The organism is Paenibacillus sp. CAU 1782 (assembly GCF_054551715.1).
The window spans coordinates 57019-80490 of the sequence record NZ_JBTOLL010000016.1 but is presented as its reverse complement, the minus strand read 5'-3'; the positions used below and the strand labels follow the sequence as shown (position 1 = coordinate 80490).

Below are 23472 nucleotides of genomic sequence, written 5' to 3'. Positions count from 1 at the left end.
TTTTGTTAGTACCGTCTTTTTACAAGCACAGCTACAGCATCTTGATTAAAGTCCCAGAAGCAGCGCAAGCAACTTTGCGCTTTCGGCGCGAGTCGCAGGAGCCTGCGGCGCAAAGACTCCATCGCCGCGTCCTTGCAGGAATCCAAGCTCAACCGCAGCTCCAACAGCGTTATCCGCCCAGGCTGCAATGTAATCCTGATCCTGGAAAGCCGCTGTGCTTCCCGCTTTTGCTGCTTGGCCTTCGCGAAGCTCGTAAGCGCGAATCAGCATTACCGCCAATTCCTGACGGCTGATGATTTCCTCCGGAGCAAAGCGCTCTGCGCTGCGCCCAGTGATCAATCCCGCTTCCGATGCTGCTGCTACGGCAGGAGCATACCAGACAGAGTTATCCACGTCTGCAAAAGGCGTTCCTGAGCTGTTTGCAGTCAGTCCGAGACTGCGAACCAGCAAGGCCGCAAATTCGGCACGGGTAATGTGGTCTCCTGGCGCAAATTCATTTTGGGTTTTTCCTGTAATGATCAGTTTTGCAGCCAAAGCCTTAATATAGCGGAACGCCCAATGCTGCTCGCCGACATCCAGGAATGACTTGTTGTACTCCAGCAACGCATATGCGCTGAAATGAGATACCTGAGCTGTCATTACGCCAGCGGACAATGTGCCGCCCACATATTGAAGGGCCCCATCCTCGCCAATGTAATAGACGCCTAGGAAATCAGAATTGGCATCCGCGGGCACTGTCCATTTCAGCTCAACAGGCTGGCTGAACGTGCTTAGCTTTGTTTCTTTGCCGTCACGGTCGATAACCGACAGCGTCAGATTTATAACAGGTCCGGCTTGCTTAAGCTCAGCCCCGGACTTGTCGCCTGCTAGGGCTAGAAGCCTGCTCTCATCATTTTGCTCAAGCGGAGCAGCTTCCAGAGCAATATAAGCTCCGGCAACGTTGCTTTGTAGCGACTGCTTCAATGCTTCTACTACTTTGCCTGGAATCTCAATCGTCAAATCCTTGGTTTTGACGATAAGCTTCCGGCTTCCGTCAAGCTCCGTCAATCCAGCAGGCAGAAGCACCTTGTTTTCACCGCTTTCCAACCCTACCTCGGCATTTCCTTCAGCGTCCCGTTGCGGGTTATTAACCACTTTGCCAGACGGAACGGACGGAACATTAGGCAACGTAACGATTGGATTTTGTGTCGAAGGCGCTTGCGGAGTTGCGTTTACGGCTCCTGACAATGCCGATTCCACTCCGTTTTCGCCTAGCGCTGATACCTGGAAGCTGTAAGCCGTTCCGTTGCTCAAGCCGCTTGCGCGATAAACGCTTTCGGTGACCGTTGCTTCGCGTTCCACTGCCGGGTTCTGTTTCACGCCATTTACATAAACGTTGTAACCGGCAAGGCCTTCGTCGTTAACGGCATTCCATTTCAAGTCGACATAGCCGTTGCCAGCCGTAGCTGCCACTCCTGTTGGCACGGCAGGAGCTTCCGGATTGCCTGGACCCTCTCCTGGTTCACCCGGTCCTTCTCCCGGTTCGCCAGGGTTGCCGCTGCCCGGCAGATCGCCGGTACGGATCAGCTCCCAATCGTCGAAATCCCCGCCTGCTTCAATCGCGTCGGTAACAACGGCACCGATCTCCAAAGTGCCGTTTGAAACTTCAATACCTGCAATTTCATTGCGGTTCCAATCGTTCCAGCCGGAAACGGTCAAAGCGGTTTTCAGAATCTCGCCATCAACTTCGGCATACATATAGCTTTCACCGATTGGACCGGCGTTAGCTCCGATTCTGGACATCATGGACAAGGTGTATACGCCGTCAGGCAAGCCTTCAACGGTTTGTTTCGCCGTGATCAAGCTGCGGTTCCAGAAATGAAGGGCGTAGGAACCGGAATAAGGAGCTTCGCCGGTCCGGCTGCTATTATTCAGCACCCAGGCGCTCATATTGCTGCTTTCAAATCCGGGATTCACCACGTAGTTTTTCGGGCGAACGGTAATGGAAGCCTCAATCTGGCCGCCCCCTTCCAACGTTCCTATCGCGCTGTAGGTTCCTGCCTTTTCATAATTGTAAGCTGTCGGCGTCCAGGACAATACAGTGATTTCACGGTATGCTCCGTCCTCATAAAGCCCTTTTGATTTGTCCGGCAGAGGAACATTAATGCCTTCGCTGGTTACGACAGATACGTTCTCGACCTCTACCAAAGCGGGTGCCGTATAACCGCTGCCATCTCCGCGAACAAGGTTGAATACTTCAATGGACGGAATTGCCTCTCCGAAGAAGTTGAACATAGCCTGGTTGGACCAGCCGCTACCGCCGTCTTCCGGAATTTCTTCACCCTGATAGGTTGCGGCATATTTGGTGCCCCAGCCCGTATCTACGCCCGGCAGCCAAGCCGGCTCCCAATAGAATACGCCGATGCCGCGTTCGTTCGGAACCTCGGCTACTGCCGCGATTACATCGCGGATAGCAGATGCCTGACCGGATACGGTGGATTTGTAGCCGCCGATTTTCTCCGAAGTTTCGTTGAAGACATGGCCCGTAGGACCGTTGTTAGGCACGTCTTCCAGTGTAAATGCGTATGACGTTTCTGCAATGACAACATCCTTGTCGAAGGTGGCGGACAATTCGTTCATCACATTGCGGATATTGGCAAAGGTGCCATGCCAGAACGGATAATAAGACAACCCGATCACGTCATAATCGAGATCCTTGTAGTTATTGTAAAAAGCTTTTAGCGTTGCGGGTCCGTGGTCAGGATTGGCGCGATGCAGCAGCACCCGGATTCTGTCCCCGCCTTTGTCAGTTTCGGCCTGGCGTACCGCCTGAATGCCTTTTTCAATATATTTGGCTGCCGCCGCAGGGGATTTGCCCAGCGGCCACATCATGCCGTCGTTAATTTCATTCCCGACTTGAACCATGTCGGGGTAAGCTCCCGCATCCGCCAGAGACGAAACTACGTCCAGTGTATAATCGTAGACGGCTTGCTGGAGCTGCGTTTCATTGAAGGAAGCCCATGCCTTCGGTGTTTTTTGCCGGGCAGGATCGGCCCAGAAGTCGCTGTAGTGAAAATCAACCAGCACCTTCAGTCCCGCTGCCTTTGCCTGCTGGGCCATTTCAATAACCGCAGCTTTGTTTACATTGCCCGCGCCATACCAGTTTCCGTTTTCGTCTTTGGGATCATTCCATAAGCGAAGACGGATCCAGTTCACGCCGTTTTCCTTCAAAATATCCATTAGCGGCTTCTCTGCGCCATTCAAATCATAGTAACGGCGTCCCGACTGCTGAATCGCCAGAATAGTGGAAATATCCGCGCCCATGATAAAGTCGCTGCGTTTGCCATCCTGAAGCTCGGCAACCGGCTGTACAAACAGCTTGCTGTCTCCCAGCTGCTGCAGACTGCCAGATACAAAAACGGACGTTTTTCCGCTGACCGGATTTCCGTCAATGGTGCCGGATACGGTAATAACCGCTTCTCCGTCGCCTGCTGCAGTGACAACCCCGCTTGCGGCAACCGTTGCGACAGACTCGTCGCTGCTGCTGTAAACGGCATCCGTCAAGACTATAGCCTGCGCGTTATTCGCGCTTGATGTCCGGATAGCCAGCTCCTGCGTTGCTCCCGGACGCAGGTTGATCCCGTTAGGGCTGATGAGGATCGCTCCAGCCGTTGGCCCCTGTTCAGCCGCAAAAACAACATCCTTGAAATAACCATAGTGCTCGGCCGACGCTTTTACGGTAAAACCGATAACGGCTTCTCCGTTTTCGCCAACCTCGATACCATCCAGGCTCAAATCGCGCGGAGACGTCCATCCGCTGCCTGTATAGGTAACCGGTGTATTGTAGTTACCGCTTTCCGTTTGAGCAAACATCACGGAACCGGCTGCAGGCTCGCCTTTGTCACCATAGGTTTTTGCTGTCAGCTTGTATGTGCCCGGAGCCAGTCCGGTCAGCTTGTGCGTTAATGTAAAGTCCATGAACGAGCCATCCCAATAACCCAATGCGCCTGCCCCGGCATCATCGGAAAGGTTGGCCGGCCATTCACCGTTCAACAGCCACTGAGCGGCATTTCCATTTACCTTGAGATTGTTTGTAGGCACAATTTCGTCGGTTGCGGCATGCACCTTCAACTCTCCCCATGGAAACAGGGATACGATCATAACCGCTGCGAGCAAACCCGCCATATTTCTAAACCATTTGCGCTGCATATGTTACCTCCTCACAAAATGTCTCTTTCTATCATGAAAGTCTTATTTATTGTACTTTGGCGGCAATGAGACAGGTATGGCACATAAGCAAGGTATCTGCACTTTTTGAAACCAAAACGGCAGCTTCCTTCATGGAAGCTGCCGCAAGACGTTGCCAATTTACAGAACAAGGATTATTTAATGGATTCGTACCAGTCGTTGACTTCCCGGCTTATGCTGTCGCCGCCGCTGGTCTTCCAAGCGTCAACAAAGTCATCGAAAGCTTCAAGAGGCTGCATGCCATAAATGATTTCGCTTATGACCTGCAGCTCAAGCTTGTTCAGAAAATCCTGTCTGGCGTTCATCGTTTCGGTTGGAGGACCGGTAAAGAGGTTTTTGAAGGAGATGTTCTCCTGCTCAAGCAATACCTTTGCTGCCGCAGGCGTCTCCAGGCCGTACGCCGACTTAACCTCCTTCTCCAGCCTTGTCTCGGCCGGCTTGCCATCCGACAAGTTAAGCAGCGCTTTGATCTGGGCATCGGGAATGCGCGCCCCATCGCGGACAAGCAAATAACGTCCCGAATTGACGTATCCGCCAGGAATGTCATCCCAGCGCAGGAGCGAGCCGTCGGCGGCGATATCATAGTCATAGTTTTTGAATAGGCCATTATCAAAAACGGTTCCCGGCTTGGGATCGGCATAATGGTCGAACATATAATTCTGGTAAGCAAAAAGCGCCTCGGGATGCTTCATATCTTTGCTGATCAGCGTAACGCCATTGGTGAACAGCGAGCCGTGTCTCATGGCTTCGCCCTCGGGGCCTGTCGGGATGGGATACGGCTTCCAGACGGCATCCGGGGCATTTTTAACCGTGTCCGCGAGCGGCCAGCCGCTCATCCAGTAAGGTCCGGGGATAATGCCGGCTGTTCCGGCAACAGCGGGTTCGGACGTTTTGGTCTCGTCCCATAATGCGGCCTCTTGAGGTATATAGCCTTGGGCCAGCCATTCCTTAAGCGTCCGCAGTCCCCGTTTCATCGCGGGCTGCACCGAACCGTATTCCAGTCTGCCATCCTCTCCCTCGTTCCATTGCTCCGGCAGCGTGCCGTAAGCGCCAAAAATCCAGGAGGGGTCGCCCATCCACGTGCTTAGCGTATTTTTGAAGCCGATGCTGAGCGGAATTACCTGCTCCGGCGCCAGCCCGTCCGGGTTATTTTGCTTAAAGGCATCCATAACGATCTCCAACTGGGCTAGAGTTGTTGGCGCAGTGAGGTTCAGCTTTTCCAGCCAGTCCTGCCTGATCCAGAGCAAATAATCATGGTTGTACGCATAATCCAGCAAGGGCAAGCCCATTTTTTGGCCGTCGCGCATATAGGGATTCCACACGCTTTCATCGATCGCCATCGCTCTTTTCCACGTTTCGCCGGCATATTGCTCGAACAGCGAACCTACCTCGCGGAATAGCCCGGAATCGATGAGATCCTGCGCCAGCTGCGCGTCGCCAATGGTCACAACATCGGGCAGCTGGCCTCCGGAGGTCAACGCCAGCCGCATTTTGGTAGCAAACGCGTTGTTGGAATCTCTTACGGACCATAAGGTTTTTATATCGATGCCAAGCGTCTCTTTTGCCCAGACGGTCGCCACATTATTTTCGATGCTTTCGCCGTTTTTGAATTTTAGCTCGGGGTCGATGCCCCAGACCGTCGTGATAGTAATGGGCGGATCAAACTTGCCATTGGCTGTTTCGGTCCCCTCCGCCCTCTTCTCCTCTTGTTCTCCCTTGCATGCAGCAAGCAACAAAACAAGGATGAGCAGCAGAAGAACCGGCGCAAGCCGCTTGGGTCGCTGCAATGGAATCTTCATGACATTTTCTCCCGGTATTCCTGAGGCGTCATGCCAAAATGCTTTTTGAATATTTTGCTAAAATATTGCGGGTTCTGATACCCCAGTTCCGTTGTAATTTCGTACATTTTTTTATTGCTCGACTTCAGCATATGGACGGCCCGCTCCATTCTCATGCGTATAATATAATCGCCGAGGCTTTCTCCGGTTTCATTTTTGTACATTTTCGACAAATAGACGGGATGAAGAAATACTTTGTCCGCTATGCTTTTGACCGAGGTTTCCTCGCCCAGATTCCCCGTCACCAGCTCCTGCACCTGCTTGACGATATGACGCTTATTGTTGGTGTCGCTCTCAGCCAGCTGCGTCTCCAGCCTGTCCAGCATCTCGTCGCACCATGACTTCAGTTTGTCCGCGGAACCGATCAGGCTGCGGTCCAGCAGCATATTGAAGCCTTCGGGATCAACATCCTGCATGGCCATGCCCTCCCTATGAAGAAGGTACAAAAAGGCGTTCGAGATGGATAAAAAAGCTTCATGCAGCTCCTCGCGAGTTAAAGCATCCTCCCCTTCCTCGCGTTGCAGAGCCAGCGCGATTTTGCCACGAGCGGCTTCCCATTGGCCGGATTCAAGGGAATGAATCAGCGTTGGCGGCTTGTACAGCTCCTCGATCCCTTTTCCGCCGGATACGCCCCGCTGGGGCAAATCCTCCACAAACACCAGCGCTCCTCCACGATCCAGACGGTACAATGCGGCTAGCGAAGTCCGATAAATACGGCCTAACTGCTCCGGCATCGTGAACCATTCCGATACGATAATTGCGATATCGCCTTTTAAATAGGAGCTCACCATCTCCTGAAAATCGAGACAACGCCTGGCAACGTATTCCTTGCGAAACAAGGAGTAGTTCTCGCCCTGTGGTACTGATGCCACAATTGCCAGGCAATCATGCGGCGCTTTGCTGTGCCAGATCCGGTACGACGGTCCAAACACCTCTTCCGCGATATTGCCCACCGCATATTCCATCAGCGCGATTGAGCGGCTGTCCATCCCTGTAAAGCTTCGGCCAAGCTGAATGAGCATAAGAAGCGCGGAATCCCCGGGCTCTACCTTGATTTCGTAATGCTGCAGCTTTTCGCGCAGGGCCGATTGCGACATTTGCCGGCCAAGCAGCAGCTCCTGCATCAAGTTTTGACGCAGGACGGAGTGATCCGATTTGATTGCATACATCAGACGATGATACTGATCCGCCTTCTCCCATTCTTCCTTCAAATCCTCGATATTGCTTGCCAGGCACCCAATAAACGCCTCGTCGTTTACAGGCTTCAGCAAATAATCGACCGCCTTGAGCTGAATCGCTTTTTTGGCGTATTCAAAATCGGAATACCCTGTCAGCAGAAGAGAGCGTACATGGGGCCAGCGCTCTTTGACAAGACCGATCAGCTCCAGCCCGTTCATTTCCGGCATGCGGATATCCGTTACCAGAATATCTATGGACTGTTCTTCAAGAATGGCCAGCGCCTCGCCCGGCGAAGCCGCCTGGTGCACATGGGAAATCCCAAGCTCCCGCCAAGGAATCGTTGCATTCAAACTTTCCGTCACATAGCTTTCGTCATCCACCAGCAATACTTCGATCAACGCTCTCCCTCCTTAGGCTTCACGGATTCCGGGGACCAGGTCAGCACCACCCGAAGCCCGCCTAGCGGGGACCGGGTGAAAGCAAGGCCCGCCTCCGTACCATATCTCAACTGCAGCCGCTGCTGCACATTCCACAATCCGTATCCCGAATCCCCCTCCATAGGGAAACGCAGCTTTTTCCTCAGTACATGCAATGCCTCCTCGGACATCCCTTTGCCGTCATCGTCAACGGTAACGGATAGCAAACCCTCTCCTGCCTCTTCCACCGTGATCGTAATACGGCCGGACTCCGAGCAAGGCTCAATGCCATGCTGAAGCGCATTTTCCACCAGCGGCTGAATAACAAGCGGCGGTATGGGCTGTTTTTTGAGCCAAGGGGGCACAGCAATATCGTATTGAAGCCTCTTCATCCTCATTTTCCCGATATCCAGGTAATTGACGATCAGGTTCAATTCTTCCTCCAGCGTAACAAACTCCCGCTCCTGACGAGTTGCATAACGGTAATAGTCAGACAGGTTTTGCGACATTGCGATGATCGCGCTGTAATTTTGCAGCTTGGCCATGCTGGAAATAAAGGAAAAGCAATTATAGATAAAATGGGGATTGATCTGCGATTGAAGCTGCTTTAGGCGAGCTTCCTTCACATGAAGCTTTTCCAGGTAGACCCGCCCGAACAAATCCTGGATTTGCGAAACCATCGAATTAAAGCGCGTAAACAAAAAGCTGAATTCACTGCTGCCCTTAGGCTTCAGCCGGACAGAATAATCTTCATTTTTCAGCTTCTGAAAGCTGGTGACAAGCTCCCGAATCGGCACTTGCACCTGAGCATAAAGCAAATAGGCTACAATACCGCTCATCAGCAGCAATGCTGCGGCGGAGATGTAGAAGAGCATGCTGGATTTTCTGATAGGCAGCATCACATCGGACAACGGAACGTAATCGACCAGCATCCAGCCTGTTGTATCCGATAACTCAGCATTGACCAAATAGGACTGTCCATCGATTTTAGCTACTGCATTTTGGGGCGGCTCATCCGCCCCCCGCAGCAGCCCCTCCGCCAGCTTGCCGACCAATTCGGAGTTGGAGGAGCCATTTTCGATGATCCCTTCCGATTCCTTGTAATAAAACGGGTCGCGCTGCCCATCTCCCCGAAAGGTATCCAGCAGCCGGACAATATTGCTGCTGTCGAATTCCACCTCGATAATCAAATTGGCTTTTTCCGGGCGATGAAACGAAGATAAAGGCGATACAGTAATAAGCGAAAAATAATGACTGCGCTCCCCGTTTTCCTCAGCCGTGCGAACCTGCCACCCCTGTTGAAGCCTCTGCTTCAGATCACTGTGGTCATAGCTGTATACGTCGCTGGCCGTTATGGCTCTCCCCAGCGCCGGGGAGTAGATGATGAGACGGCTTATCCAGTTCAGTGAGCTTTGCTGGGCGCTCAGCTTTTGCTGGATTCGCTTGACAAGCACTATCGTATCCAGATCCAAATAGGGGCTTGTCTGCTGAAAATAATCTTTAAGCTGCGAAATATCGGGATCATGCAACAGCAAATTGGGCCAGAGACTGATGGATTGAATCGTCGTATCCACCTGATGCTGAAAAAACTGAAGCTGGCTTCGGCTGGATTCATGAAGCTCAGCGCGCAGCACCTTCGTTCCGGTCTGATTGGAATAGAGGTATAGACCCATTATGGGGATTAGCATCAAAAGAATAACAGCCATCATCTTGCGAAATAAATTGAATTTTAGCATATTGCCGATCACCCTGTTCCATAATGTAAAGCCGAAGCATCGCAAAACTAACACGGTCGGCTGCTTCCGCGTGAACAATTACATTATAACGGGTATTTTTAGCTTGTCGAAAATTTTACGAAATAAAAGACGGAAGCATTGTGCTGGACTATATTTACTTCAGCTAATAAAACTTTGCACAGACAAGAAAGCGGGCCGGATGGCAGTCAAAACACTGCCAATCCGGCCCTTCCGTTTTACCAACCTCTCTGCTTTACCGGCTTTAGCTGGTAAAGCTGCCCGGTAACTGGCGGATGATGCCGTTTGTCATGTTGTCCGCCATCATGAGCGCCTGCTGCTGGATTTCGTCGCTGATTTCGACATTTTTGGCATAGTCGCGATTTAACCGGTACGCAACCTCTTGGCTTAATAAATCCAGATGTTCATGCATCATGCGCCGCCATTCCGCCTCGGACCAAAACGGATTGATCGAAGCCAAAAATACTGCAATTGCATCGGCATTTTCATACCAGCGTTTTTTGGCGTCTTCCGCCGTTTGTGTTTGATTGTCTCTCAAAACGGTAACCAGCTCGGCGGCAATCGCCAGATGCTCGGTAAGCAGCTCCTCAAACCTTGAAGCGGCAGCCGAACCGTATACCGGCTCCAGAACGGCAGCAAAATCTTTGGGATTGCGCAGCAGTCTCGCTGTTGTCGCCTCGGCATCGGGCATTTTGTCCACAATGCTGTTGACCGTCAATCTTGTCCAGAAAACATGCTGCTCCCAGAGCGAGCGCAAGGTACGGTTTAACTCCACTTTGGACGGGGTCCACAGACATTGCCAATCCTGGCGAGGAGCATAGTGGCCGTATGACGGATAACAACCATAAACCGGATAATAGCTGTACATAGAGAGATCACCTCTTTTTCACCAGCATATGGGCGAAAATCCCAAGAGGTGATCCTTTAGCCAAAAGTATCGCCGCGCATTCTCAGAAGGCTTAGTTTACTCCTGCCGGTGACAATCCAGCACGACGCTGAACGCTTCGGAGCCGCAGCATAAAACCAGCGGCCGCGCATGTCAAACCAATGATGATTCCGACCCAGTAGCTGAACGGTCCCATTTCGGTCGTAACCGACAGCGTATAGCCGCTTGGCATGCCGATCAGCCAGTAGGAAACAAAAGCGATGAGGAAAGTTGCCCTTACATCCTTATATCCGCGCAACACGCCTTGCAGAGAAGCCTGAGCAGCATCCGACAGCTGATATATAATCGCAAACATCAGGAATTGCACAGCCAAAACGGCTACCTCGGCATCATTCGTATAGATGCCAACGATGCCTTCGCGATTGAAATACATAAAGATTGCGCAAAGCCCCATAAAACCGATGCCTCCCATCGCACCTAACAAAGCGTAACGCTTTGCATTGTCGATGCGCCCGCCTCCAACCGAAAAACCAACCACGATGGTTAATGCCATGGAAATGCTGAGCGGAATCATAAAAACAAGAGATGAAAAGTTCAGAGCGATTTGATGCGCCGCCACTATTGTTTTGTCATACAGTCCGCCCACAATTAAAGTGACGACAGAGAATAGGCTGACTTCAAAGAAAATAGATAACCCGATAGGAATCCCGATCGAAAAAAGCTCCTTCCAAGCCTTGAAGGAAGGTTTGGGCCAGCTTTGGAACAGGCGATATCTTGCCAATGCGGGAAGCTTTACGCACAATATGACATTGATGATCAAAATAAGCCAATAGGTAATGGCCGTTGCATATCCCGCCCCGATTCCGCCAAGGCGAGGCATACCCAGATTTCCGAAGATCAGGCCGTAGTTCAGCAATACATTAAACGGAACCGCAAACAATGTCACGAGCATTGAGACAAAGGTATAACCCTGCGCATCAATAAAGTTGCGCAGCACTGTAAACGCGAACAACGGTACAATGCCGGTAAGCAGCCCAAGCATGTAGTGATAGGCGATATGCTCGACACCGGCTTCAAGTCCCATCACCCCCAAAATCGGCGGAAAAACCACCAGCAGCAAAACGCCAATCAGTAAGGAAATCAGAATAGAGGCGTACAGGCTTTGCATTATTTTTTGCGGAATTTCGTGCTGCCTTCCACTCCCCGTTAACTGGGAAACAATCGGCATAATCGCCACCAAAATGCCGGTAAATCCGGTAATAACCGGCATCCATAGACCGGAACCGATTGCCACGCCGGCCAAATCGTCCGTTCCGGCTCTTCCCGACATAATCGTGTCCGCCAGATTCATGGCGCATAACCCGACCTGAGTAACCAGGATCGGCCAAAATACTTTGCAAAACTGCAGCAATCTGCCGCCCCAGCTGTCTTCGTGCCTCATGCCTACACCCCTTCATATACATGCAAGAACGCCTCCCTGTCACCGCAGCACGATGAAGGAGGCGTTCCCGCCGCTCTTATCTATTCCACATACACGTATGCCGAATTTATTGGCCTTCCGTTCCGGAACGTGAAGGCAGAAGCTTGACGTAAGCATCCGACAGCTTCATTAGCTCCAGCACATAATCGTAGTCGGCCCGGTATTGGCTGAAATCCTCGACAGGTTCGTAGGTCTTCAAGTCGATTGCCGTACCATCCTCAAAGCCTTTGCCCGGGATAAACATAATGTCATCGTTAAAGAACGATCCCGTCGGCATATAGTAGCGCATGCCTATGACATTGCGTTTTGTATTAAGCAAGTCTTTGCCGAATACCGTATGATTTTCTTCCTTAAGCGAGATGCCAAGAAGGTTGGCGAGAGTAGGCATCATGTCCACTTGTCCGCCCACGCCCTCCATCGTTTGGCCGTCTACGCCGGGAACCCGAACGATAAACGGGATGTTGAAGCGGCTGATCCGTTCCTCATAATTGACGCCAAGCACTTCTTTAACCCACTCCGGATCATTTTCTTTGGTTTGCAAGCCAAAATGATCGCCGTACATGACCAGCACCGTATTGTCCCACATCCCGTTTGCTTTTAAGTCTTCAATCAAACCGCCGATTGCTTTGTCGGTGTAATTGATGGCTGCCACATAGTGGCCCAACTGTTTGCCGCTCAGCGAATCAGGCACTTTGATATTCAGGAACTTGGATGGCACCCAGAACGGATGGTGGCTGGATGTCGTTACGAATTGCGCGTAAAACGGCTTCTTTTCGTTTTTAAGCTCTACGAGCTTTTCCATGCCGACACGGTACATTTCTTCGTCGGATGCGCCAAAACCGTTAAACTCATCGTTATGAAACGAGGGACGATCATAATATTTCGTAAAACCAAGGGCAGGATAGAGATTATTGCGGTCCCAGAAGGTTACGTCGTTAACATGGAACGTGTTGGAAACGTAATTTCTTTCTCCCAACAACCGCGGCATGCTTGGGATAGCGCGGTCTCCGTAACCTTTTGACATCGCGATAGCGCCGGTTGGATAAATCCCTGTATTAGATATAAATTCAGCATCGGAGGTGTTTCCTTGACCGATTTGCTGAAAGACTTTCGGGAAATAAAACGCTTCGGTATTGATGAGGTCATTCAGCACAGGCGTCACTTCCTGGCCGTCAACCTCAAGCCCGATCATCATATTCTGAAAAGATTCCATCTGAATAACAATAACGTTCATGCCTTTGGCAACGCCAAAATAATTCGGCGTCCCGGCCTCGACAGGTTCTTCCGCTCCCGGCAAACCCTGTTCAAGCTCCTCCAGCGTCGCTTGCGTTTCTTCGGCGCTGGCTCCCTTAATAGCGCTGTTGACTCTGTTTTCATTAATCGCCGTAGCTACCTGGTAATTCAACACGCCCAACCGCTCGGCTTGAACCAGCTCGTTGGAAATATCCAGATCGCTGCGGATATAAAGCACGGAGGCAACAAGCGAGACAGCCAGACCGATTCCAACATACAGAGGTTTCGCCGCTCTTCGATATTCGACCTTTGGCGATTTCGCCAGAAACAAAGAAACAACGTACACGAAGGCTAACACCGCAAGGTCGGCAAACATGATGTAATATTTGAGCTGAATGGCGGAATTAACGCTATCTTTAACTTGTCCGACTTGATCTAATCCGTACAAAGCCGTATAAGTCGGTATACTCCCGAAAAAGGAAAAATAAACGCAGCATGCAAAAAGTAAAAAGGAGATAAGAGCGTTAAAAAAGGTAAACGCTACGCCTTTCCAAATTTTGGCCGTCACCAGCTCCAGCACACACAAGAGAGTCAGGATCGCGGCAGCATCGGCCAGCAGCCTGCTAAAATCGATGCCCCCAAATGTAAATTGGCGAAACAAGCTGACTTTAATCATTAACAATACAAAAACTGCCCAAAACGGAGCTCTGCGGTATCCGTTCATTATCGCATTCAATGTTATCACTCTCCCTTAAGCTAAACCAACTGCCCTTTTTTATACGACGTAAAAACCTTTTATGAGAAAACGACTATCGCAGCGCTTCAGAGATGCACGTTTGCGGTCAAAGGTCAAAAAATATCCGTCTTTTATCGACGGTTTATGTCGTCTTAATGTTTCACCTGCCAAATCCATAAGTTTCATCTTAACTCAAACAAAGAAATAAATAAATAGGGAACTATAGACATTTGGGCATTATAATGCCTCTCTGAAAAAACGCTGATTCCCTATCTTCATTCATGTCGTCCCTTGGCTTCATATCTCTTGAAGCGACCGCATACACTTGAAGCGGTAGGGGGGATTTTCATTAGCTCAATCACTGTAAACTCGGTGGAAGAACGACTCAATGATACATGGTTTATGTTGTAAGCTATGAGCATCTCTGTTATTATTTTTACAGAATTATAGGAACGGTTTTTGACAGAATCCGTCTAAATATTTCTAGAACCGACACATCGAAGGAGGACATGAACGTGGAGGATAATTCCAATCAAAACCCTAAATCAAATCCTAATTCCAATAATGATCCCGGCAATAATGAAAGCTTGAACGGCCGGCAAAATGCGGACGGTCAAGACCCTTTCGCTCCCCAACAGGATCGATTTGGCGGACAGGACCGTTTCGGGTCAGAGCAACAAGGCCAATACGGCGGACAGGATCAGTTTGGATCCCAGCAGCAAGGCCAATATGGCGGACAAGATCAATTCAGCTCCCAGCACCAGCAGCATGGGCAATACGGCGGGCAGCAACAATACGGAAATCAATATCAGCAGCAAGGACAATATGGTAATCAACCATATCAGCAATCCGGATATGGAAATTCGTATCCGCCCGGCTACAACGGCCAAGGTTACTATAATCCCTACGGAGAACCGCCAAAAACAAACGGCAAATCCATCGCTTCTCTCGTTCTCGGCATCTGCTCTATTGTTTTGCCTTATATTGGCGTCTTGATCGGAATTGTCGGCATTATTATTTCCAGCATGTCTCTTAAAGAAATCAAGGCTAGCGGAGAGCAAGGCAGAGGAATGTCGCTTGCAGGTTTGATTTGTTCCATTATCGGCACTTTGCTGTGGGGCGCCATCGTGCTTTTTGTCATCATTATTATTATTTTTGCCGTAAGCTCCGATTATTCCAATTATAACAATAACTTCTATTATTAAGGGATCACAATGACGAAACTGATTTCATGGAATGTCAACGGGCTTCGCGCCTGCGTCGGGAAAGGTTTTTTGGACTACTTCCGCCAAGCCGACGTTGACATCTTTTGCTTGCAGGAGACAAAGCTTCAGGAAGGCCAGATCAAGCTGGAGCTTGGCGAGGATTATTATCAATATTGGAACTACGCGGAGAAAAAAGGGTATTCCGGTACGGCGGTATTCACCAGGCATCTTCCTCTCTCCGTCCGTTATGGGCTGGAGGAAAACAGCGAGCCTGAAGGCCGTGTCATTACGCTGGAGTTCGGCAATTATTACCTGGTCAACGTTTATACGCCCAATGCCAGACGTGACTTGTCCAGACTGCCCCTCCGCTTGGCGTGGGAAGACCGTTTTCTGGATTACCTGAATAAATTGAAGCTTAACAAGCCGGTTGTCGTTTGCGGCGATTTGAATGTCGCCCATATGGAAATCGATATTAAAAACGCCAAGTCCAATCATGGCAATTCCGGTTTTACGAAAGAGGAACGGGACTGCATGGCCCGGCTTCTGGACAACGGCTTTGCCGATTCCTTCCGTTATCTTCACCCTGATACGACCGGAGCGTACACCTGGTGGTCGTTTATGCCTAAGGTAAGGGAGCGGAACATCGGATGGCGAATCGACTACTTTCTGGTGTCAGATGGCTTGCAGAGCGAGATCGCATCGGCCGGAATCGAAGCTTCCGTTTTGGGCAGCGACCATTGCCCGATTACGCTGGAGCTGCATAAAGCTCCCCACTAACAGCTATACGTAAAGGGCTCTACCTGATGGCGAAGAATCTGTTCGCCCGGTACAGCCCTTATTGTTTTCCCTAAAATGTCAGCGATCAGTTGGATGATGACGGAAGGAATCGCCGCAGCCAGTTGCCGAATCCGCCAGGATTATGGCTTTGAATGAGAACCGTGCCCGGCCCCCTGAACCGGCAAACCAGAAGCTCGCCGCTTTTGAAGCTGGACACCCAGCCGCGCGATGATTTTTCAATTTGATAAGCCATATGCGACGGCCATGCCACCAAATGGCCATTGTCTATAATAACCTCTTCGCCATGCCCCAGCGAAATTTCGTGGACGGAACCAAAGGAGGATAAAAACACTGTTCCTCTTCCTCTAATTTCGACAACAAAAAAGCCTTCTCCCGAAAAAATTCCCCGGCTTAAGTTCTGCATTTTGGTGCTGACTTCGATACCGTCAGTCGCCGCCAAAAAACCGTCCTTTTGAACAAGCAGCGAATAACTTCCGTCCAGATGGACGGCACGAACATCGCCGATCGTTTTGGAAGCCAGCATCAGCTCTCCATTGCCGCGAGCGGCAGTCACTTCCTGAAAGAAAAAGCTTTCGCCGCTTAACATCCGGCCAAGTCCTCTCATAATGCCGCCATCCGTTGTCCCCTTAAGCTCAAGCGTCGGCGACATCGAAACCATTGCTCCGGATTCCGCCTTAACCCGGTCTCCCGGCTCCAACTGAAGCTTTAACAATGCAAATTGGCCTTGACTCAAAATCTCGTGCCTCATATTCAGTTCCCCTCCCGAAATGAATCCATACACTATGTCTCTAGTATAACTCAAGGAGTAACCGGAACCTAACAGAATTTACAAGGTCAGGGGCGAGTCCTTCAAGGCCGGCCTAATATCAAAAATGAGGTCCCGAGCCTCAATCCGGGCTTGTGCAGGCTTCAGTGACCGGGTCACAGGCTGATTCGACTTATGCGGACGGCTCTCAAGCCATAACTCGCGGCCCGATGCTACAAGCGTAAATAGCTCCTCCGAATGAAAGATGCCGGTCGGAGCAGCGCCTTCATAGACCAGTTTGGCGGTTGCCGCAGCTGCCGCAGCCGTAATATCAGATTCGTTGCGTCCGTTTAGCAGCGCTCTTCCCCGCACCTGATCCCCGTCAAAGCTTTCAACGGATAAGGCATACACATCGCTGCCAAATTTCATTCCCCCCATGGAACTGGCAAAAAGCTTGCTAATAACCTTCCATTTGAGCAGCCGCCTTAATCCAAGCGGGGCAAGAAACGCCAACAATCCAGTGACAAGACGCGAATCAAAGCATAAACGGGTGGAAACCGAGGATGCACCCAAACTGCGGGGCAACGCGGCCTGATCCGAAAAGGGGAATCGATAGCCCTTATGGCGGCCGAGCTTGTGACCATAATATGCCGTTCTTCCCTCGGAGAAGGATTGCTTGATTACCTTTTCCCCTTGCTCCATCACCTCAAAAGGCTCCGTCAAACCTTTTACCGTCCAATCAATGGCCGCTTTGCCATGACTGTCGCCCAGACCAAGCATAATGCCGATTTCGATCGACAGCTCCTTTTGACTGCCTTCGGCAACGGTCCTTGCAAGCAAATTGGTCAGCCCGGGAGCAAGCCCAACGCTCAAAATGGCTGAAGACCCTCCAGCCTTGGCGGAATCGGCCAGCCCTTCCACCTTTTCAAACCAGTCGCCGCTAGCTGCAACATCGATATAATGAACGCCATTTCTCAGGCATGACTCCGCAAAATGAGTTTCTTGCTGATCAAGGCACATCACCACAACGGCAACCTCTCTGAACCAGTCAGCCTCCGGCAGCGTTCTGCTATCCAGCTTCATCGGCTTCACGCGGCCTTGTGTGGTTCGGCTGTAGGCCTCGCTTTTGTCCAGACTTCTTCCCGCCGCATAAACCTTGCCCGGATAGAGCGCTCCAAGACGTTCGCAAATCCCGCCCCCTACATGTCCATATCCGCCCACAACTACAATCTTTTCCTTCATGTCCTGCCAACCCCTTCTGTTCGGACTGCTCATCCGGTACAATGAAAAAAACTATTGATTTTCATTATATAGAGTTGGCGAAAGAAGACTATCCCACATTCAAGGGATAAGCCGATCCTTTGCCCTCGAATCGAGAAAGGAATCAGCCATGCAGCTTTCAACCCTTCAGACACGACTTGGCAAACTGCTGAAGCAGTCGGTTTCGGCACATGCCTATCGACATGAAGTCATAGCGCTGCTGCGCAGCGTACTGTCCTTTGATGCAGCCTGCTGCACCTCCGTGGATCCGCTCACCCTGTTATCCACGGGCGCCATGACCGAGGAAGGACTGGAGAGCATCCATGCCAGGCTGCTTCAGTCTGAATTCGGCAGCGAGGATATTAACGCCTATCATCGTCTGGCAGCCTCTCCTCTTTCTGTTGCCTCGCTTTATGCGGCTACAGAAGGAAAACCGGAAAAGAGCCCGCGCTATCGCGAGGTGCTCCACCCGGCTGGTTTTTCCGACGAACTGCGAGCCGCCTTATTATGCGACAGCGCCTGCTGGGGTTATTTGACGTTATTCCGCAGCTCCCGTCAGGAGCCGTTTACGGAAGACGAACTAGCCCTAATCGCCGCATTGTCTCCAGCAATAGCGCACGGACTCCGTTCTTTTACATTGACGCTGCCCGCAACTTCGGGAGCCGTCGGCAGCAACAATGAACCCGGCATCCTCATGCTGTCGGAGCAAGCCGAGCTCCTAACCTGGAATAAACCCGCCGAAGATTGGCTGCGCCTGCTTAGAGAATGGGAAAATATTACGGAGGAAACACTGCCGCGTCCAGTGCTGGCGATCAGCGCGAAAGTCGGCGGCAGCAGCTATGGCAACGATGGCGACGGAAAATCCGCCCGCGTGACGATTCGGGTGCCTGACGGCACTTATCTTTCTATTCGCGGCAGCCGGCTGAGGGACACGAAGGGCGGCAATGGCGCAGCCATTATCGTAGAGCCTGCCAAACCGGCAGACATGCTCCCGCTTTTGTCCAAAGCCTATGGCTTGTCGCCACGGGAAAGCGATATCGCGGAGCTTGTGTTTCGGGGCGCTTCTACGAAAGAAATTGCGGACATTCTGTTTATTTCCTCGTATACAGTCCAAGACCATCTCAAGTCCATTTTTCTAAAAACGAATGTACACAGCCGCAGAGAGCTTATCTGGCAGCTGTTTACGCGATTTGCGGCGGAGTAGGACAAAACCCTGCTCCTCTCAGAAATATAAGTACAACCTTTAATAACCAACCTCGACAGAGGCGATTACAACATAGGCAAGATCGTTGTCATCGTCTTTGCAAACTTTGCGAGCCTTTAGCAAGATGAGCCACCGTATGATGCCTTTATCGTACCACATTCATCATGTGCTCTTCATGTGACGAATTCCACTTTTCGCCAGCTGCACATCATTTTATGTGATTATTTTCACAATAATTGTTTAGCTCCTCCTTTAAAATAGAGCTTACAGTAGTTCGCACAGGAAAATCCACTATCCGACAGAGGAGACATCAATCATGGGGAAAAGAAAACTAAACGGAAAAAGCATCGAGCTTCTTGCTCCGGCGGGGACGCTTCCTATCTTCAAGGAAGTGATTGCAACCCCCTGCGATGCTGTCTACATCGGCGGCTCCATGTTCAACATGCGCATGATTCGCAAGGGCTACAACTTCTCCAGGGAGCATTTGAAGGAAGCCGTCGACTTGGCGCACGGTTTGGGCAAGCAGGTTTACGTGACCGTAAACAATTTGATCAGCCCGCAGGAGCTGGAGCCGCTTGAAGACTATTTGACCTACCTGGCCGCGATCGGAACCGATGCCATCATTGTTCAGGATTTTGCAGTTGTTTCCATCATCAAGAAGCTGGGACTGCGCCTTCCCGTACATTCCTCCGTCATGATGAATATTCATAACGTGGATATGGTAGAGGCGATGAAGGAGCTTGGCATTACTAGAACAGTCGTATCGCGGGAAATGGATCTGAAAACGGCTCAGCTCCTCCACGCCAATACAGGCATGGTGCTGGAGTATTTTGTGCATGGAGATATGTGCTCGGTACACGGCGCCAACTGCTTGTCCAGCTCCTTCCTGTTCGGGATGAGCAGCAACCGCGGACGATGCATGAAGCCTTGCCGCTGGGATTACCGCATCAAAAAGGACGGCAAGCTCTATCCTACCGAATATCCATTAGCCGCAAAGGATATGTACATGTACGAGCATATTCCCGAGATGATCGAGGCTAACATTACCTCCTTCAAACTGGAAGGCCGCATGCGCGATCTGGCATTTATCCAGATGATCGTAGCCGCTTACGGCGATGCCATCGACCGCTACCTTGACGATCCTATAGGCTTTAATCGAACCAAAGACGCCGACCTCCTTTACGAAAACCGCAAACGCGATTTTTCCACCGCCTACGCTTTTGGCAAACCTGGTCTGGACAATATTAACCGGCGTTATGAAGGAACCGGCAAATTTTACAGCACAGGCAAAGTATTCAGCACGCCAACGGAAGAAAAAGAACTGACGGAGGCCAAGGTAAAGGAAGTTTCGGAGCTGCTGCAGGCGGTTAATCGTCCCTCCAAAGTCCCTTCCCGGCTGACAGTCAGGGTCAATAATATGGAGCAGGCGCTAATGGCTATCGCTGAAGGCGTCGATACGCTCTACCTATCCGGCGATGTTTATTTCCCGGATCTTCCATTCTCCAAAGAAGACATTTCCAAACTGCTGGCTGCAAAAGGCTCTACCAAAATCGTGCTGGGCATGCCGCGTATGATGACCGACCTTCATATGGAGCAATATGCGCATTTGCTGGCAACAGGAAATCTGGAGCTGGACGGCATTCTTATTACACATATCGGAGCTGCCCACAAGTTCGCCCCGCTCGACTACCGGATGATCGGCGATTTTAACCTCAATATTTACAATCAGGAAGCCGAAGGGCTTTATGCCGATTTTGGCCTGGAGAGAATGACGACTTCGATGGAGCTGCACCGTGACAAATTGGCTGCTCTGCTGTCTCATACAAAGCTTACGACAGAAATGACGGTACACGGCACGCCGGCCATCATGTATCTGGAACATGATCTTTACGAAAACACTCGCGTGCTGGAGCCTATCGCCGATGCCGACAATCAATATGTCGATAACTCCGTGCTTGTGCTAATGACCGACAAAGGCGAAAATCCGGTTTATCGCGACCATCATGGCCGCAACCATCTGATGTTGTCCAAGGAGCTCTGTTACCTTCCGCTCGTTCCCGCGCTGCAAAAGGCCGGTGTTACCCATTTTCGGATTGAAGGGTGCACCTATACCGCCGAGCAGCTTAGAACGATCATCCGCGCTTATCGCGATTGTTTAGAGCGGCCGGAACGCGCCGAAGCGATTATGTCAGCTATGAAACCTCTGTATGGAGGCTATACGCTGGGCACGCTGGAATTTGCCGTTGAAGGAGGTGCAAAAGGCAATGAAGAGCAGCCAAAGCTTGAAGGGGCCGGAACAGGCGCTTGAGCTTAGAAAGTCGTATTTTTATCCCTGCACCCAGCATTTTTATAAGGAACCGCCTCTTTTGATCAAAGGAAACGGACAATATCTTTTTGATCACACCGGCAAGAGATATATTGATTTTTTTGCCGGCGTATCGGTGATGTCTTGCGGGCATAGCAACGAAGAGATTACGGCAAAAACAATCGCCCAGCTGCAGGAGCTTCAGCACACGTGCACCATCTATTTGACCGAAGCCAACGTCAGGCTGGCAGAGCGGCTTGCCGAAGTGCTTCCCGGGAATCTGAATCGCGCTTTTTTCTGCAACAGCGGATCGGAAGCTAATGAGGGAGCAATGCTTCTGGCGAGGCTTCACACCGGAAGACGGGGCTTTATTTCGCTGGAGCAGTCGCTGCACGGACGGACTTATTTGACAATGAGCGTAACGGGCCTTGCGATGTGGAGAGCGGATAACTATTTGCAGGAGGAGCCGGTTTATTTTGTACCCCGGCCGTTTGACGACAAAAAGCTGGATCACGAGGAAGCCGCGCGCCGATCCATTGGAGCGCTGAGCGAGCTGCTGGAGAAAAAGGGGCATGAAATCGCCGCCATGATCATCGAGCCTGTCCAGGGCAATGGAGGCATCATCGCACCTCCTCTCTGGTATTTCAAAGAGGCTAAAGCGCTGTTGGAGAAATACGGCGTATTGCTGATCTGCGATGAGATCCAGAGCGGATTTGGACGGACCGGCGCGATGTTTGCGATCCAGCATTTTGGCGTTATTCCGGATATTCTGACAATGGCTAAGGCGCTTGGCAACGGCACGCCCATCTCCGCTTTTGCCGCCGCCGACCATGTCGCGGCTTCACTGAACCGCCCTTCCGCTTCCACTTTTGGCGGAAACCCCGTTTCGGCTGCTACTGCGCTTGCGGTGTTGGATTACATTCAAGATAACAGATTAACGGAACGGGCTGAAAAACTGGGCGGCTTGCTTCAATCAACACTTAACGAATTAAAGGATATTTTCCCCTTTATTGAAGATGTGCGGGGGTTAGGATTAATGGTTGGAATGGAATTGGACTTTGGCGAGCCGGCAGTCAACTCGGCAAAATGCGACATTCTGCTGGAAATGATGAAAAATCGGGGCTTTTTGTTAGGCAAAAACGGAGTTGGCCGCAACGTGGTTGCGTTCCAGCCGCCGCTCATCATTACGGAGCAAAATATAACCGACATGGCGGAAGCCATGAAGGATTGCCTGCTGGCGATTGGGGGTTGATGTCTATGTCGGTTGCCGCTGCGGTTTGGCGTAAAACCAGACATTTCGGCGAGCTGGTCATGTTTTCGCATACGTTGTTTTCGCTGCCGTTTGCCCTGATTTCATTAATATGGGCGGCTGAAGGCCTGCCCTCTTTATCGGTCTGGATATGGTGTCTGGTCGCAATCGTGGCGGCCCGGAACGGAGCCAACGCATTTAACCGGCTGGCCGATGCGGAGTTCGACGGGCGCAATCCCCGAACCAGCCATCGCCATCTGCCGCAAAACAGGCTGATGCGGAGAGAAGTAGTCTGGTTTGTCCTGATTAATTACGGTGTATTTATCGGTGCGGCAGCTATGCTGAATACGCTATGCCTTATTTTGTCTCCGGTTGCCATAGTCCTTATTACATCCTATTCCTATACCAAGCGTTTTACATGGCTCAGTCACCTGTACCTGGGTTTTGTCATTGCTTCCGCCCCTATCGGTGCATGGTTTGCCGTAACCGGTCAGTTTGCTATAACCCCTTTTGTATTGGGGACAATCGTTATGCTGTGGATAGCAGGATTTGATATTATTTACGCCACGCAGGACATTGATTTTGACCGGCAACAAGGTTTATGGTCCATTCCCAGCACATTTGGCATGAAGCAGTCGCTTTGGATTTCGCGACTTCTGCATGGAGTCATGCTGCTCCTTCTGGCGGGGCTCGGATTTATCCGAGAGGCTGGCTGGTTCTACGCTGCCGGTCTAGGATTGACGCTGATTCTTCTGCTGGTGGAGCATGGGCTTGTCAAACCCGGAAGCCCACGGCTGATGAAGATTGCATCCTATAACCTGAATCAAGTGATCAGCATCATTATTTTGACCGCAACGATGTTGGACTTCTTTCTATAATAAGTTCAACTAAATAATTTTGGCAGGGGGCTAGGCCGCCGTGAGGAAGGTTCTTCCGATCGCAGTTGTTTCCAGATAT

The 23472-nt window shown here is 51.0% G+C and carries 15 protein-coding genes; 6 read left to right on the top strand and 9 right to left on the bottom strand.

Annotated features, from left to right (window positions below):
- Nucleotides 1–45: 45 nt before the first annotated feature.
- From ACX93W_RS22430 to ACX93W_RS22400, 7 genes are all read right to left on the bottom strand, one after another.
- Nucleotides 46–4188, bottom strand: a complete 4143-nt coding sequence (locus ACX93W_RS22430; protein ID WP_459394607.1) for a glycosyl hydrolase 53 family protein — start codon at nucleotides 4186–4188, stop codon at nucleotides 46–48.
- 173 nt (nucleotides 4189–4361) lie between these two features.
- Nucleotides 4362–6026 (bottom strand): extracellular solute-binding protein, encoded by a 1665-nt coding sequence (locus ACX93W_RS22425; RefSeq protein ID WP_459394606.1) that lies wholly within the window; start codon nucleotides 6024–6026, stop codon nucleotides 4362–4364.
- Nucleotides 6023–7642: a response regulator gene (locus tag ACX93W_RS22420; protein WP_459394605.1), complete on the bottom strand. Its 1620-nt coding sequence runs from the start codon at nucleotides 7640–7642 to the stop codon at nucleotides 6023–6025. The genes ACX93W_RS22425 and ACX93W_RS22420 overlap by 4 nt, the downstream gene beginning before the upstream one ends.
- Nucleotides 7639–9396, bottom strand: coding sequence for a sensor histidine kinase (locus tag ACX93W_RS22415; RefSeq protein WP_459394604.1), 1758 nt, complete (start codon nucleotides 9394–9396; stop codon nucleotides 7639–7641). The genes ACX93W_RS22420 and ACX93W_RS22415 overlap by 4 nt, the downstream gene beginning before the upstream one ends.
- Before the next feature lie 262 nt (nucleotides 9397–9658).
- Complete coding sequence (locus ACX93W_RS22410) at nucleotides 9659–10282, bottom strand: acetylglutamate kinase (protein WP_459394603.1); 624 nt, start codon at nucleotides 10280–10282, stop codon at nucleotides 9659–9661.
- Between the two features lie 91 nt (nucleotides 10283–10373).
- Nucleotides 10374–11741 carry an MATE family efflux transporter gene (locus tag ACX93W_RS22405; protein ID WP_459394602.1) on the bottom strand — a complete coding sequence of 456 codons (1368 nt, stop codon included), beginning with the start codon at nucleotides 11739–11741 and terminating at the stop codon, nucleotides 10374–10376.
- Between the two features lie 106 nt (nucleotides 11742–11847).
- Nucleotides 11848–13749 carry an LTA synthase family protein gene (locus ACX93W_RS22400; RefSeq protein WP_459394601.1) on the bottom strand — a complete coding sequence of 634 codons (1902 nt, stop codon included), beginning with the start codon at nucleotides 13747–13749 and terminating at the stop codon, nucleotides 11848–11850.
- Between the two features lie 515 nt (nucleotides 13750–14264).
- Between ACX93W_RS22400 and ACX93W_RS22395 the strand changes: the two genes are divergently transcribed.
- Nucleotides 14265–14954 (top strand): DUF4190 domain-containing protein, encoded by a 690-nt coding sequence (locus tag ACX93W_RS22395; RefSeq protein WP_459394600.1) that lies wholly within the window; start codon nucleotides 14265–14267, stop codon nucleotides 14952–14954.
- Between the two features lie 9 nt (nucleotides 14955–14963).
- Nucleotides 14964–15731, top strand: coding sequence for an exodeoxyribonuclease III (locus tag ACX93W_RS22390; RefSeq protein ID WP_459394599.1), 768 nt, complete (start codon nucleotides 14964–14966; stop codon nucleotides 15729–15731).
- A gap of 85 nt (nucleotides 15732–15816) precedes the next feature.
- Here ACX93W_RS22390 and ACX93W_RS22385 read toward each other — a convergent pair whose 3' ends face one another.
- Complete coding sequence (locus tag ACX93W_RS22385) at nucleotides 15817–16500, bottom strand: TIGR00266 family protein (RefSeq protein WP_459394598.1); 684 nt, start codon at nucleotides 16498–16500, stop codon at nucleotides 15817–15819.
- Between the two features lie 78 nt (nucleotides 16501–16578).
- Nucleotides 16579–17739, bottom strand: coding sequence for a saccharopine dehydrogenase family protein (locus tag ACX93W_RS22380; protein WP_459394597.1), 1161 nt, complete (start codon nucleotides 17737–17739; stop codon nucleotides 16579–16581).
- A gap of 148 nt (nucleotides 17740–17887) precedes the next feature.
- On the opposite strand from ACX93W_RS22380, the gene ACX93W_RS22375 reads away from it, so the two are divergent.
- The 4 genes from ACX93W_RS22375 to ACX93W_RS22360 all read left to right on the top strand — a co-directional run bounded on the left by ACX93W_RS22375 (nucleotide 17888) and on the right by ACX93W_RS22360 (nucleotide 23393).
- Nucleotides 17888–18961: a helix-turn-helix domain-containing protein gene (locus ACX93W_RS22375; protein WP_459394596.1), complete on the top strand. Its 1074-nt coding sequence runs from the start codon at nucleotides 17888–17890 to the stop codon at nucleotides 18959–18961.
- Between the two features lie 316 nt (nucleotides 18962–19277).
- Entirely contained in the window at nucleotides 19278–21269 is a 1992-nt protein-coding gene (locus tag ACX93W_RS22370) for a peptidase U32 family protein (protein ID WP_459394595.1), read from the top strand.
- Complete coding sequence (locus tag ACX93W_RS22365; protein ID WP_459394594.1) at nucleotides 21226–22518, top strand: aspartate aminotransferase family protein; 1293 nt, start codon at nucleotides 21226–21228, stop codon at nucleotides 22516–22518. Before ACX93W_RS22370 ends, ACX93W_RS22365 begins: the two co-directional genes overlap by 44 nt.
- A 5-nt stretch (nucleotides 22519–22523) precedes the next feature.
- Nucleotides 22524–23393, top strand: a complete 870-nt coding sequence (locus ACX93W_RS22360) for a UbiA-like polyprenyltransferase (RefSeq protein WP_459394593.1) — start codon at nucleotides 22524–22526, stop codon at nucleotides 23391–23393.
- The last annotated feature ends 79 nt before the right edge of the window (nucleotides 23394–23472 follow it).

What these genes read in the sequence shown, in the direction of transcription:
- ACX93W_RS22430 (WP_459394607.1), bottom strand. Translation starts at nt 4,188, where the DNA reads ATGCAGCGCAAATGGTTTAGAAATATGGCGGGTTTGCTCGCAGCGGTT.
- ACX93W_RS22425 (WP_459394606.1), bottom strand. Translation starts at nt 6,026, where the DNA reads ATGAAGATTCCATTGCAGCGACCCAAGCGGCTTGCGCCGGTTCTTCTG.
- ACX93W_RS22415 (WP_459394604.1), bottom strand. Translation starts at nt 9,396, where the DNA reads ATGCTAAAATTCAATTTATTTCGCAAGATGATGGCTGTTATTCTTTTG.
- ACX93W_RS22410 (WP_459394603.1), bottom strand. Translation starts at nt 10,282, where the DNA reads ATGTACAGCTATTATCCGGTTTATGGTTGTTATCCGTCATACGGCCAC.
- ACX93W_RS22405 (WP_459394602.1), bottom strand. Translation starts at nt 11,741, where the DNA reads ATGAGGCACGAAGACAGCTGGGGCGGCAGATTGCTGCAGTTTTGCAAA.
- ACX93W_RS22390 (WP_459394599.1), top strand. Translation starts at nt 14,964, where the DNA reads ATGACGAAACTGATTTCATGGAATGTCAACGGGCTTCGCGCCTGCGTC.
- ACX93W_RS22385 (WP_459394598.1), bottom strand. Translation starts at nt 16,500, where the DNA reads ATGAGGCACGAGATTTTGAGTCAAGGCCAATTTGCATTGTTAAAGCTT.
- ACX93W_RS22380 (WP_459394597.1), bottom strand. Translation starts at nt 17,739, where the DNA reads ATGAAGGAAAAGATTGTAGTTGTGGGCGGATATGGACATGTAGGGGGC.
- ACX93W_RS22375 (WP_459394596.1), top strand. Translation starts at nt 17,888, where the DNA reads ATGCAGCTTTCAACCCTTCAGACACGACTTGGCAAACTGCTGAAGCAG.
- ACX93W_RS22370 (WP_459394595.1), top strand. Translation starts at nt 19,278, where the DNA reads ATGGGGAAAAGAAAACTAAACGGAAAAAGCATCGAGCTTCTTGCTCCG.
- ACX93W_RS22365 (WP_459394594.1), top strand. Translation starts at nt 21,226, where the DNA reads ATGAAGAGCAGCCAAAGCTTGAAGGGGCCGGAACAGGCGCTTGAGCTT.
- ACX93W_RS22360 (WP_459394593.1), top strand. Translation starts at nt 22,524, where the DNA reads ATGTCGGTTGCCGCTGCGGTTTGGCGTAAAACCAGACATTTCGGCGAG.